Source organism: Ramlibacter paludis, from assembly GCF_022012305.1.
GTDB lineage: Bacteria > Pseudomonadota > Gammaproteobacteria > Burkholderiales > Burkholderiaceae_C > Ramlibacter > Ramlibacter paludis.
Genome location: NZ_JAKLTM010000003.1, coordinates 545,190 through 558,009, shown reverse-complemented (window position 1 = coordinate 558,009; position 12,820 = coordinate 545,190). Strand labels below are relative to the sequence as shown.

The window sequence follows — 12,820 nt, the reverse complement described above, 5'->3', positions numbered from 1 at the left end:
GGCCTGTCCTGGCTTCCTGCTCATCTTGGAGGAATTCGCATTATGAAACGAATGCGCACCATTTGAAATTGAGAAAAACTTATGCGACACTCCGCGCCACGGTACGAAGACACGTACTAAATTCATCGAACCAACAAGGAGACAAACAATGTCCGCCCAGCCTGACAACCTGTACGGCGCCGCCGCCAATGACGCCGATGCGCAGGAGACGCGGGAGTGGCTCGACGCCTTCTCCGCCGTCATCGCTTCGGAGGGCCGGGAGCGCGGACATTTCCTGATCGAACAGCTGCTGGAACAGGCGCGCCAGGAAGGCATCGACATGCCTTTCTCCGCCACCACCGGCTACGTCAACACCATCGAACCGCAGGACGAAGAGCGCTGCCCGGGCCAGCTCGATGTCGAAGAGCGCCTGCGCGCGTACATGCGCTGGAACGCGATGGCGATGGTGGTCAAGGCCAACCGGCTGCATCCGGAAGACGGCGGCGACCTCGGCGGCCACATCAGCTCCTTCGCCTCGCTGGCCACCATGTTCGGCGCGGGCTTCAACCACTTCTGGCACGGCGAGAGCGAGAACCACGGCGGCGACTGCCTCTACATCCAGGGCCACAGCGCGCCCGGCGTCTACGCCCGCGCCTTCCTCGAAGGCCGCATCTCCGAAGAGCAGCTGCTGAACTTCCGCCAGGAAGTCGACGGCAAGGGCCTCTCCAGCTATCCGCACCCCAAGCTGATGCCCGAGTTCTGGCAGTTCCCCACGGTGTCGATGGGCCTCGGCCCGCTGATGGCGATCTACCAGGCGCGCTTCCTGAAGTACCTGCACGCGCGCGGCATCGCCAACACCGAGAACCGCAAGGTCTGGGCCTTCCTCGGTGACGGCGAGATGGACGAAGTGGAATCGCTCGGTGCCATCGGCGTGGCCGCGCGCGAGAAGCTCGACAACCTGATCTTCGTCGTCAACTGCAACCTGCAGCGCCTCGACGGCCCGGTGCGCGGCAACGGCAAGATCATCCAGGAGCTCGAAGGCGAGTTCCGCGGCGCCGGCTGGAACGTGATCAAGCTGGTCTGGGGCAGCTACTGGGACCCGCTGCTGGCGCGCGACAAGGACGGCAGCCTGCGCAAGATCATGATGGACACGCTGGACGGCGACTACCAGGCCATGAAGGCCAACGACGGCGCCTTCGTCCGCAAGAACTTCTTCGGCCGCAACCCGAAGACGCTGGAGATGGTCGCCAAGATGAGCGACGAGGACATCTGGCGCCTGAACCGCGGCGGCCACGATCCGCAGAAGGTCTACGCGGCCTACCATCGCGCCGTGAACCACAAGGGCCAGCCGACGGTGCTCCTGATCAAGACGGTCAAGGGCTTCGGCATGGGCAAGGCCGGCGAGGGCAAGAACATCGCCCACCAGGCCAAGAAGCTGGGCGACGACGACATCCGCGCCTTCCGCGACCGCTTCAGCATCCCGATTCCCGACGAGAAGCTGGCCGAGATCCCGTTCTACAAGCCGGAAGAGAACACGCCGGAGATGCAGTACCTGCACGCCCGCCGCAAGGCGCTGGGCGGCTACCTGCCCAAGCGCCGTGCCAAGGCCGAAGAGCAGCTCAAAGTGCCGGCGCTGGACGCCTTCAAGTCGGTGACCGACCCCACGGCTGAGGGCCGCGAGATCTCGACGACGCAAGCCTACGTGCGCTTCCTCACCGCGCTGCTGCGCGACAAGGAACTCGGCCCGCGCGTGGTGCCGATCCTGGTCGACGAGGCGCGCACCTTCGGCATGGAAGGCCTGTTCCGCCAGATCGGCATCTACAACCCGGCCGGCCAGCTGTACACGCCGCAGGACCGCGACCAGGTCTCCTATTACAAGGAGGACGTGAGCGGGCAGATCCTGCAGGAAGGCATCAACGAAGCGGGCGGCATGTCCAGCTGGATCGCCGCGGCCACCAGCTACAGCACCAGCAACCGCATCATGGTGCCGTTCTACATCTACTACTCGATGTTCGGACTGCAGCGCGTGGGCGACCTGTGCTGGGCCGCCGGCGACATGCAGGCACGCGGCTTCCTGCTGGGCGGCACTTCGGGCCGCACCACGCTGAACGGCGAAGGCCTGCAGCACGAGGACGGCCACAGCCACATCCTGGCCGGCACCATCCCCAACTGCGTCAGCTACGACCCGACCTTCGCGCACGAAGTCGCGGTGATCATGCAGGACGGCCTCAAGCGCATGGTGGAGAAGCAGGAGAACGTCTTCTACTACATCACCCTGCTGAACGAGAACTACCCGATGCCCGGCCTGCAGCCCGGCACCGAGGAGCAGATCGTCAAGGGCATGTACCTGTGCAAGCCCGGCGCGGAAGGAAAGAAGCGCGTGCAGCTGCTGGGAAGCGGCACCATCCTGCGCGAATCGATCGCGGCGCAGGAGCTGCTGGCCAAGGAATGGGACGTGCAGGCCGACGTCTGGAGCTGCCCGAGCTTCAACGAACTGGGCCGCGACGGCCTGGACTGCGAGCGCCAGAACCTGCTGCATCCCGATGCGGCGCCCAAGGTTCCGTTCGTGACGAAGCAGCTGGAAAAGAGCACCGGCCCGGTGGTCGCGTCCACCGACTACATCAAGCAGTACGTGGACCAGATCCGCGCCTTCATCCCCAAGGGCCGCACCTACAAGGTGCTGGGCACCGACGGCTTCGGCCGCAGCGACTTCCGCAGCAAGCTGCGCGAGCACTTCGAGGTGAACCGCCACTACATCGTGGTGGCCGCGCTGAAGGCGCTGGCGGAAGAGGGCACCGTGCCCGCCGGCAAGGTGGCCGAGGCGATCAGGAAGTACAACATCAAGGCCGACAAGATCAACCCGCTGTACGCATAACAAGAAAGACAAGAAACATGGCACTCGTCGAAGTGAAGGTCCCCGACATCGGGGACTTCAAGGAAGTCGCCGTCATCGAATTGCTGGCCAAGCCGGGCGACACCATCAAGGTCGAGCAATCGCTGCTGACGGTGGAGTCGGACAAGGCGTCGATGGAAATTCCGTCCAGCCACGCCGGCGTGCTCAAGGAGCTGAAGGTCAAGATCGGCGACAACGTTGCAGAGGGAACCGTGATCGCGGTGATCGATGCCGCGGGCAGCGCCGCCGCGGCTGCGCCGGCGCCTGCCCAGGCGGCCGCGCCCGCACCGGCTCCTGCGGCGGCAGCGCCCGCGCCGGCTGCGGCCCCGGCCGCTGCCGCCGGCCCGATCGAAGTCAAGGTGCCGGACATCGGTGACTTCAAGGACGTCGCCGTCATCGAGTTGCTCGTCAAGCCGGGCGACACGATCAAGCAGGAACAGTCGCTGATCACGGTGGAGTCGGACAAGGCATCGATGGAGATTCCGTCGTCGGCCGCCGGTACGCTCAAGGAGCTGAAGGTCAAGATCGGCGACAAGGTCAACATCGGAGATCTCATCGCCATCGTGCAAGGCACCGGCGGTGGCGCCGCGGCACCGGCCAGTGCTGCGCCTGCGCCGGCGCCCGCGCCGGCCGCTGCTTCGGCCGCTGCCGCGCCGGCTTCCGCCGAGCGCACGCCCCCGACCGCCGCGCTGCCGCCGCACGAACCGGCCACGCCCTCCGGCACGCTGCCCCATGCCTCGCCCTCCGTGCGCAAGTACGCGCGCGAGCTCGGCGTGCCGCTGGAGGAAGTGAAGGGCACCGGTCCCAAGTGCCGCATCACGCAGGAAGACGTCCAGTCCTTCACCAAGGCCGTGATGGCGGGCGCGGCGCAGACCAAGGCCGCGGCCGGCAAGGCGCCGGCGGGCGGTGGCGGCGAGGCCCTGGGCCTGCTGCCCTGGCCCAAGGTCGACTTCGCGAAGTTCGGCGCGATCGAGCGCAAGCCGCTGTCGCGCATCAAGAAGATCAGCGGCGCCAACCTGCACCGCAACTGGGTGATGATCCCGCACGTCACCAACCACGACGACGCCGACATCACCGAGCTGGAAGCCTTCCGCGTGGCGACCAACAAGGAAAACGAGAAGTCGGGCATCAAGGTGACCATGCTCGGCTTCCTCATCAAGGCCTGCGTGGCCGCGCTGAAGAAATTCCCCGACTTCAACAGCTCGCTCGACGGTGACGACCTGGTCTTGAAGAGCTACTACCACATCGGTTTTGCGGCCGATACGCCGAATGGCCTGGTCGTGCCGGTCATCAAGGACGCCGACAAGAAAGGCGTGCTGCAGATCAGCCAGGAAATGGCAGAGCTCGCCAAGAAGGCGCGTGACGGCAAGCTCAGCCCTGCTGACATGTCCGGCGCAACTTTCACAATTTCTTCGCTCGGCGGTATCGGCGGCAGGTACTTCACCCCGATCATCAATGCGCCGGAAGTCGCTATCCTTGGTGTTTGCAAGAGCCAGACCGAGCCGGTCTGGGACGGCAAGCAGTTCCAGCCGCGGCTGAAGCTGCCGCTGTCGCTGTCGTGGGATCACCGGGTCATCGACGGCGCATCGGCGGCACGCTTCAACGCTTACCTGGGGCAGATCCTGGCGGACTTCCGCCGCGTACTCCTCTAACAACAAGCATCAATGACAACAGTAGTGGTGGTGAAGAAAGCCGGGCAGATCGCGATTGCAGCAGACACCCTGGTGACCTTCGGAGACACCCGCCTCGCGCACCGTTTCGAAGACAACACCAAGATCTTCCGGGTCGAGACCGACGACGGACCCAGCTACATCGGCATGGCCGGCACCGTGGCGCACTTCCCGGTGCTGCGCAAGGCGATGGGCTCGATGCCGAAGGAGATCCTGCGCCTGGGCAGCAAGGACGACGTGTTCGACACGTTCACCAAGCTGCATCCCTACCTGAAGGACAACTTCTTCCTGCAGACGAAGGAAGAGGACAGCGACCCCTACGAGTCGAGCCAGTTCAGCGTGGTGATCGCCAACGCGAGCGGCATCTACGGCCTCTACAGCTACCGCGAAGTCTTCGAATTCAAGGAGTTCTGGGGCATCGGCTCGGGCCGCAGCTTCGCGCTGGGCGCCATGCATGCGGCCTATGCCAAGGCCAAGACGGCCAAGGAAATCGCGGAAGCCGGCATCGCCGCCGGCTGCGAGTTCGACCGCAACTCCGCGATGCCCTGTGACCTGTTCACAGTCAAAGCGAAAGAAAAACAATGAGCACCCTGACGGAAGTGAAGGTCCCCGACATCGGGGACTTCAAGGAAGTGGCCGTGATCGAATTGCTGGTGAAGCCCGGCGACACGGTGAAGGTGGAGCAGTCGCTGGTCACCGTCGAGAGCGACAAGGCTTCGATGGAAATTCCTTCCACGCACGCGGGCGTGGTGAAGGAAGTGCTGGTCAAGGTGGGCGACAAGGTTTCCGAAGGCAGCGTGCTGCTGAAGGTGGAAGCTGCCGCGGGTGCGGCTGCTGCCGCACCTGCCAAGGCTCCAGCGCCGGCCGCTGCGGCGCCGGCTCCCGCTTCCGCTCCGGCGCCTGCGCCTGCGCCCGCTCCGGCCGGCTCCTATTCCGGCGCCGTCGACTTCGAGTGCGACATGCTCGTCCTGGGCGCCGGCCCCGGCGGCTATTCGGCCGCTTTCCGCGCCGCCGACCTCGGCATGAAGACGGTGCTGGTCGAGCGCTACGCCACCCTGGGCGGCGTCTGCCTCAACGTCGGCTGCATTCCTTCGAAGGCGCTGCTGCACGTGGCGGCCGTGATCGACGAAGCCAGCCACATGGATACGCTGGGCATCAGCTTCGGCAAGCCGCAGATCGACCGCGCCAAGCTCAAGGCGCACAAGGACAAGGTGGTGGGCAAGCTCACCGGCGGCCTCGCGGCGATGGCCAAGATGCGCAAGGTCACGACCGTGCGCGGCATCGGCAACTTCATCGACCCGTACCACCTCGAGGTGCAGGAAACGACGGGCACCGCCGACGAGATGACCGGCAAGCGCCAGATGATCCGCTTCAAGCACGCGATCATCGCCGCCGGCTCGCAGGCCGTGCACCTGCCTTTCATGCCGGACGACAAGCGCGTGGTCGATTCGACCGGCGCGCTGGAACTGGCCACCGACCCCAAGCGCATGCTGATCCTGGGCGGCGGCATCATCGGCCTGGAGATGGGCACCGTCTATTCCACCCTGGGCGCGCGCCTGGACGTGGTGGAGATGCTCGACGGCCTGATGCAGGGCGCGGACCGCGACCTGGTGCGCGTGTGGCAGAAGATGAATGCGCCGCGCTTCGACAACATCATGCTGAAGACCAAGACCGTGGGCGCGGAAGCCACCAAGGACGGCATCCTGGTGAAGTTCGAAGGCGAGCAGGCGCCCAAGGAACCGCAGCTGTACGACCTGGTGCTGCAGGCCGTGGGCCGCAGTCCCAACGGCAAGAAGATCGGCGCCGAGCGCGCCGGCGTCACGGTGACGGACCGCGGCTTCATCCCGGTCGACATCCAGATGCGCACCAACGTGCCGCACATCTTCGCGATCGGCGACATCGTGGGCCAGCCGATGCTGGCGCACAAGGCGGTGCACGAGGCACACGTGGCCGCCGAAGCCGCCGCCGGCGAGAAGAGCGTCTTCAACGCCCGCGTGATCCCGAGCGTGGCCTACACCGACCCCGAGGTCGCGTGGGTCGGCCTCACCGAGGACGAGGCCAAGGCCAAGGGCATCGCGGTCAAGAAGGGCCACTTCCCCTGGACGGCTTCGGGCCGCGCCATCGCCAACACGCGCGACGAGGGCTTCACCAAGCTGCTCTTCGACGCGCAGACGCACCGCATCCTGGGCGGCGGCATCGTCGGCACGCATGCCGGCGACATGATCGGCGAAGTGGCATTGGCCATCGAGATGGGCGCCGACGAGATCGACATCGGCAAGACGATCCATCCGCACCCCACGCTGGGCGAAAGCATCGGCATGGCGGCGGAGATCGCCCACGGCACCTGCACCGACGTCCCGCCCCAGCGGAAGTAGGGTGGGTTCGCGTTGCGCCGCCGGCGCAACAGCGACCCCACCATCAACGGCACTTCGCCGGCAGGAACTTCAACGGCAGGTCCGTCCGGTTCTGCCCCAGCGCGATCATCTTGTCCGGCGGCGCGGTGTTGCCGCACAGCCAGGTCAGCGGCACGATGCGCGCGTCCTCCACGCCGGCGGGCCGCACGGTCAGCACCTTGCCCGCCAGCTCCTTGTGGGCGCGGCCGCCGAACAGGATGTGGATCGCGCCCTGGGCCACCGTTACCGAGACCACGCGCTGGTTGACGATCTTGTCGGCCGCGGGCAGGCCGGCCGCTGCGTTGTCGGCCGGCAGCGGCTGGCTCGCGCGCCAGGCCAGCTCGATGGGCGCCTTGGCGATGTCGGCCAGCGGCAGCGCCTCGGCCACCTGCTCGCGCACCGCCTTGTCGGTGAGGTTGGGCAGGGTGACCAGCATCAGCAGCACCGCGATGCTCACCACCACCATCAGCTCGATCAGCGTGAATCCCCGTGGACTTTTCATGGCGCGATCTTACGGGCGCACCGCCGGCGTCTCCAACGGCATGCCCATCGCGCGGGCGGCCAGGTGCAGCTCCAGTTCCGCCATCTCCAACGATCCGGCCGCGAAGGGCTCGGCGCGCACGCCGGTCATGCAATTGCGCAGGCGCCGTTCCAGCGAACCCAGCGCCTGCCATTCGAGGCGGTAGATCGGGTAGCCGGTGGCGTGGCCTTGCGGGATGAGCGCCGCGCCCAGCTTGCCGCCCGCCCGTTCGTCGTGGCATTGCGCGCAGGACAGGTCCAGCTGCCCCATGCGCTGGCGGAAGAGGGCCGCGCCACGTTCGCGAAAGGCCGCCAGGCGCGCGTCGCCAGCCGGCGTGATCGGCAGTCCGCGCGACTGCATTCCCACCAGGCTTTCCAGCGCGAGCAGCGCATCGTCTTCGCGCTGCCACGGCCGCTCGCCCTGGTGCCGCTCGCGGCACAGGTTGATGCGGCCGCCCAGGTTGACCGGACGCGCCAGCTTCTCGTCCCACGCCGGATAGCGGGCGGCGACGCCGCGCAGCGCCTGCGGCTCGCCGTGGCAGCTCGCGCAGGAGCGCGCGCCCGCGCGCCACAGCTGCTCGCCTTCGCGCACCCACAGCAGGGCGGGATTCATCGCGTCGTCGCGCTGCATGGCCTGCGTGGACGCGCCCATGTCGGCGAAGCCCGAGCGCCGCGCATCCTGCACGGGTGCCGCGGCGCAGCCCAGGAGCAAGGCGGCCACGAGGGAAACGAGCAGCCGCCTCACGTCACCTGCAGCGTGCGCCGCTCCACCTGCGCGAAGCCGTTGTCGCCGGTCCATTCGAATTCCAGCGTGCCGCTCTCCGTGGCCAGCGTGTGGAAGGCCAGGTAGGGATTCGCCGCAATGGCGGGATAGAACTCCGCCGTGAACACGGTCTCGCCGTTGTAGCGGCAAGCGAACCTGCGCAGGATGTCGCGCGGCAGCACCCGGCCGTCGGCGCCGGGCCGGTAGCCGGTCTCCATCGGGTGCGCGATCAGCACGCGCAGCTCGATCGCCTGGCCGCGGGTGGCGGTGGACGGGACCTGGATCAGCGTGCGCGCCATGCTCGCCGCCTCATTCGATGCAGGCGGCCAGCACCACGATCACGTCGACCGTGTGCGACCAGACGCTGCCGTCGTTCATGCGCGCCAGGGCCACCAGCTGCTGGCTGGTGGCAAGCCGTATGCGGGTGGCAACCTCCGCCTTGCCGCTGCGGGGGCCGAGGGTGTAGCGCGCCACTTCGCGCTGCGGATTCTTCTCGTTGAAGACGGCGATCTCCTGCACGTGGTCGGCGGCCGTCATCGGGCTCGCGACGGCGACGCGCATGGGCACCACGTTGCCGTTGTCCACCAGCGCGGCGATCTCGAGCTGCACGCGGCCCGCCTGCACCGGCCGGCCGCCGGCAAAGCGCGCGACGGCCGCGGCCAGCTCGCCGGTGTCCTGCGCCGCCGCGGGGCGCACGACCACCTGCGCCGCCAGGGCCGCGCCGGCTTGCAGGAGATGTCGCCGCGTGGATGCCATGCCCGCAGCCTAGCGCAAGCTGGCCAGCCAGGCGACCACGTCCTCGACCTGCTGCGCCGAGAAGATGGGCTGGCCCGTCCAGGCAGCGCCAACGCGCGCGGCGGAGGGCAGGGCATGGAAGGGCGGCATCAGCGATTGCGGATTCAGCCGCCGCGCGTCGACGACGCGCAGCCGCAGCTGGCCGGCGCTGTAGCGCGCACCGGCGCCCGCGAGGTCGGGCGCCAGGTTGCCCTGGAAGCGTTCCTCGGGCAGTGGCGCCGTGTGGCACAGGAGGCAGAGGCCGGGGCGGCTGGCCGCCAGCGCGCGGCCGCGGGTCGGGTCGCCGCGCAGGCCCGCGAGCGGCTGCGCGATCGCATCGCCCTCGACGACATAGGGCACCACGGGCTCCGCCCGCGCCGTCACGCAGCCGGCCCACAGCACCAGCACCGCCCAGCGCATGCCGCGTTCAGGCGCGTTTGAGGCTGTGGTGCCGCAGCGGCAGGTCGCGGATGCGCTTGCCGGTTGCCGCGAACACCGCGTTCAGCACCGCCGGCGCCGCCACCGCAATGGTCGGCTCGCCCACCCCGCCCCAGAAGCCGCCGCTGGGCACCAGCACCGTCTCCACCTTGGGCATGTGCCGCATCTGCACCACCGGGTAGGTGCTGAAGTTGTCCTGCTCGATGCGGCCGTCCTTCAGCGTGCATTCGCCGAACAGCGCCGCCGACAGGCCATAGGCGAAGGAGCCTTCCACCTGCGCCTCGATCTGCTGCGGGTTCACCGCGTAGCCGGGGTCGGTGGCGGCGACGATGCGGTGCACCTTCAGCTCGCCCTCCCGGTCCACCGACACCTCGGCGCAGGCTGCGACGTAGCTGCCGAAGCCCATGGTCTGCGCCAGGCCGCGGTAGACCTTCTGCCCGCCGACGTCCGGAACCGGCTTGCCCCAGCCCGCGCGCTCGGCCACGGCATTCAGCACGGCGAGGTGCTTCGGATGGTTCGCCATCAGCTTGCGGCGCAGCGCGAGCGGATCCTGGTTCAGCGCATGGGCCACCTCGTCGATGAAGCACTCCAGGTAGATCGTGTTCTGGTTCAGGTTCACGCCGCGCCAGAAGCCCGGCGGCACCGGCGGGTTGCGCATCGCATGGTCCACCAGCAGGTTGGCGAAGCCGTAGCCGATCGAGGCCTCGGGCCCGGGCGGATTGAGGCCCTGGAACACCACCGGGTCCTTGCCGTTCTGGATGCTTTGCGGCGAGACGCCGGCCAGGATCGACTGCCCCGAGATGCGCATGTGCAGGGCGGTCACGTTGCCCTGCGCATCGATGCCGGCGCGCAGCTTGCACTGCGTGATGGGGTGGTAGCGGCCGTGCAGCATGTCCTCTTCGCGCGTCCACAGCAGCTTCACCGGCGTGCCGGGCATCGCCTTGGCGATCTCCACGGCCTGCCGCACCCAGTCGTGCACCGCGCCGCGTCGGCCGAAGCCGCCCCCGAGGTGCAACTTGTAGACCTCGCACTGCGCCGGCGGCAGGCCCGCCGCTTCGGATGCCGCGGCGAGGGCGGCCTCGCCGTTCTGCGTGGGCGTCCAGACCTCGCAGCGCTGCGGCGTCCAGCGCGCCGTCGCGTTCATGGGCTCCATGGTCGCGTGGTTCTGGTGCGGATAGGCGTAGACCGCTTCGATCACGCGCGCTGCCGAGGCGAGGGCGGCCCTGGCGTCGCCGTTGGAGTTGCCGACGGCGGCCTCGGGCGCATCGAGACCCGCCTTCAGCATGGCCGCGACGGTCGCACTCGACTCCTTGGCGTTGGGCCCCAGGTCCCATTCGATGGGCAGTGCATCCAGCGCCGTCTTGGCGCGCCACCAGGTGTCGGCCACGACGGCAACGGCGCTGTCGCCGACCGGCACGACCTTCTTCACCCCGGGGCGCGATGCGATGGCCGCGGCGTTAAAGCTCTTGACCTTGCCGCCGAAGACCGGGCAGTCCTTGATGGCGGCATTCAGCAGGCCGGGCATCTTCAGGTCGGCGCCGTAGACCTGCTTGCCCGTCACCTTGTCGACGGTGTCCAGGCGCGCGACGCGCTTGCCGACCAGCTTCCAGTCCTTGGGGTCCTTCAGCGTGACCTGCGCCGGCGGCTCCAGCTTCGCGGCCGCGGCGGCGAGGTGGCCATACCCGAGCGTGCGACCGCTGGGCGTGTGCGTCACCACGCTGTTGGCCACGCGGCATTCGGCCACCGGCACCTTCCATTCGTTGGCGGCCGCCTGCACCAGCATCATGCGGGCCGTGGCGCCGCCCTTGCGCACGTAGTCGTGCGACTCGCGGATGCCGCGGCTGCCGCCGGTGGAGAAGTTGCCCCAGACGCGCTTGCGCGCGAGGTTCTCGCCGGGCGTCGGGTACTCGGTGGTGACCTTGGCCCAGTTGCACTCCAGTTCCTCGGCCACCAGCTGCGCCAGGCCGGTCAGGCTGCCTTGCCCCATCTCGGAACGGGCGATGCGGATCACGACGGTGTCGTCGGGCTTGACGACAACCCAGGCGTTGATTTCGGGCGAAACGGCCTGCGCCGCGGCAAACGGAATGTGGAACCCGACCACCAGCCCGCCGGCAGCGGAAACCTTCAGGAAGCCGCGTCTGTCGAGGACTGCGCTCATGTCGTGCTCCCGTCGGTGTGCTGGATGGCCAGGCCCGCGCTCTTGAGGTCGCCGCTGGCGGCCGCCTTGATGGCGGCCCGCACCCGGTTGTAGGTGCCGCAGCGGCAGATGTTGCTCATCGCATCGTCGATGTCCGCGTCGGTGGGACGCGGCTTGGCGGCCAGCAGCGCGGCGGCGGCCATCACCATGCCGCACTGGCAGTAGCCGCACTGCGGCACGTCCAGCTGCACCCAGGCGCGCTGGATTGGATGCGAACCATTGGGGGACAGGCCCTCGATGGTGACGATCTTCTCGGTGGGGCCTACGGTGGACACGGGCCGCACGCAGCTGCGCGTGGGAACGCCGTCGATGTGCACGGTGCAGGCGCCGCAGGCCGCGATGCCACAGCCGTACTTGGTGCCGGTCAGGCCCAGTTGCTCGCGCAGGACCCACAGCAGGGGCGTGTCACCCTCCGCATCGTGGTCGCGCACTGCGCCGTTGACATGGAGTTTCGCCATCCCTTGCTCTCCTTCGTTGGTAAGCCGGCGGGATGGTAAGGCGGGCGCGGATTTCCCGCACCGCGCGTATTCACGGATGTACCAAAGGGAACTTGTGAAGCGCGGGTGCGCTCAGGGCTGGGTCGGCTGCTGCGCGGGCTGCGCGCCATCAAGCACGCGCCGCGCGCCGTCGAAGCGCGTCTTCCAGTAGGCGACGCCCATGTCCTCGACGCGCACCTGGGCGCCGGGCTTGGGCGAGTGGATGAACTTGTTGTCGCCGACGTAGATGCCCACGTGGCTGAAGGCCTTGCGCATGGTGTTGAAGAACACCAGGTCGCCGGGCTGCAGGTCCTGCCGTTCGATCTTCTGCGTGGCCGCGGCCTGTTCGTTGGCGCGCCGCGGCAGCATCAGGCCCACGGTCTGCTCGTACATCGCGCGCACGAAGCCGCTGCAGTCGAAGCCGTCGGCATTGCTGCCGCCGCGCCGGTAAGGCACGCCGAGGAAACCCATGGCGTTGACCACGAGTTCGGACGTCTTGAGGGCCACGGTGTTGGCGCCGGCGCTGACCTTCTCGCCGACGGTCACGCGCACCTGGTCGATGCGCTCGACCAGCTTCTTTTCCGCCATGAAGCGGCCGATGTCGTCCTCGGCCGAGGTCGGCGGCGCCGCGTGGGCGCCTGCCGCTGCCAGCAGGATCAAGCTCAGCCAAGTCTTCATGAAGGCTGAGGTTAGCCGCTGGCCAAGCCAGAAGTCAAGC

The 12,820-nt window shown here is 68.1% G+C and carries 12 protein-coding genes; 4 read left to right on the top strand and 8 right to left on the bottom strand.

All coding sequences use genetic code 11. From position 1 onward, the window contains the following. Positions 1-148 precede the first annotated feature (148 nt). From aceE to lpdA, 4 genes are read left to right on the top strand one after another with little or no spacing between them, the layout of a single operon-like run. Positions 149-2,854, top strand: a complete 2,706-nt coding sequence (gene aceE, locus LZ009_RS13140; RefSeq protein ID WP_275698384.1) for a pyruvate dehydrogenase (acetyl-transferring), homodimeric type — start codon at positions 149-151, stop codon at positions 2,852-2,854. A gap of 17 nt (positions 2,855-2,871) precedes the next feature. Beyond that, on the top strand, positions 2,872-4,524 hold the full coding sequence (aceF, locus tag LZ009_RS13135; RefSeq protein ID WP_275698383.1) for a dihydrolipoyllysine-residue acetyltransferase: 1,653 nt from the start codon (positions 2,872-2,874) through the stop codon (positions 4,522-4,524). Positions 4,525-4,536: 12 nt separating this feature from the next. After that, the gene (locus tag LZ009_RS13130) at positions 4,537-5,127 is read left to right on the top strand and encodes an Ntn hydrolase family protein (RefSeq protein WP_275698382.1); all 591 of its coding nucleotides are present in this window, start codon (positions 4,537-4,539) and stop codon (positions 5,125-5,127) included. After that, positions 5,124-6,917 (top strand): dihydrolipoyl dehydrogenase, encoded by a 1,794-nt coding sequence (gene lpdA, locus LZ009_RS13125; protein WP_275698381.1) that lies wholly within the window; start codon positions 5,124-5,126, stop codon positions 6,915-6,917. Before LZ009_RS13130 ends, lpdA begins: the two co-directional genes overlap by 4 nt. A gap of 43 nt (positions 6,918-6,960) precedes the next feature. On the opposite strand, the gene LZ009_RS13120 is transcribed toward lpdA, so the two are convergent. The 8 genes from LZ009_RS13120 to LZ009_RS13085 all read right to left on the bottom strand — a co-directional run bounded on the left by LZ009_RS13120 (position 6,961) and on the right by LZ009_RS13085 (position 12,780). Beyond that, positions 6,961-7,437: a pilin gene (locus LZ009_RS13120; protein ID WP_275698380.1), complete on the bottom strand. Its 477-nt coding sequence runs from the start codon at positions 7,435-7,437 to the stop codon at positions 6,961-6,963. A gap of 9 nt (positions 7,438-7,446) precedes the next feature. Then, complete coding sequence (soxA, locus tag LZ009_RS13115; protein ID WP_275698379.1) at positions 7,447-8,199, bottom strand: sulfur oxidation c-type cytochrome SoxA; 753 nt, start codon at positions 8,197-8,199, stop codon at positions 7,447-7,449. Next, the gene (gene soxZ, locus LZ009_RS13110; RefSeq protein WP_275698378.1) at positions 8,196-8,516 is read right to left on the bottom strand and encodes a thiosulfate oxidation carrier complex protein SoxZ; all 321 of its coding nucleotides are present in this window, start codon (positions 8,514-8,516) and stop codon (positions 8,196-8,198) included. Before soxZ ends, soxA begins: the two co-directional genes overlap by 4 nt. A gap of 10 nt (positions 8,517-8,526) precedes the next feature. Then, a complete protein-coding gene (locus LZ009_RS13105) occupies positions 8,527-8,973 on the bottom strand; it encodes a SoxY-related AACIE arm protein (protein WP_275698377.1) in 447 nt (148 codons plus the stop codon). Positions 8,974-8,982: 9 nt separating this feature from the next. Then, a complete protein-coding gene (gene soxX / locus LZ009_RS13100) occupies positions 8,983-9,411 on the bottom strand; it encodes a sulfur oxidation c-type cytochrome SoxX (RefSeq protein ID WP_275698376.1) in 429 nt (142 codons plus the stop codon). A 7-nt stretch (positions 9,412-9,418) separates the two neighbouring features. Then, positions 9,419-11,587, bottom strand: coding sequence for a xanthine dehydrogenase family protein molybdopterin-binding subunit (locus LZ009_RS13095; protein ID WP_275698375.1), 2,169 nt, complete (start codon positions 11,585-11,587; stop codon positions 9,419-9,421). Beyond that, a complete protein-coding gene (locus tag LZ009_RS13090; RefSeq protein ID WP_275698374.1) occupies positions 11,584-12,084 on the bottom strand; it encodes a (2Fe-2S)-binding protein in 501 nt (166 codons plus the stop codon). The genes LZ009_RS13095 and LZ009_RS13090 overlap by 4 nt, the downstream gene beginning before the upstream one ends. A gap of 111 nt (positions 12,085-12,195) precedes the next feature. Further along, positions 12,196-12,780 (bottom strand): C40 family peptidase, encoded by a 585-nt coding sequence (locus LZ009_RS13085; protein ID WP_275698373.1) that lies wholly within the window; start codon positions 12,778-12,780, stop codon positions 12,196-12,198. Positions 12,781-12,820 lie beyond the last annotated feature (40 nt).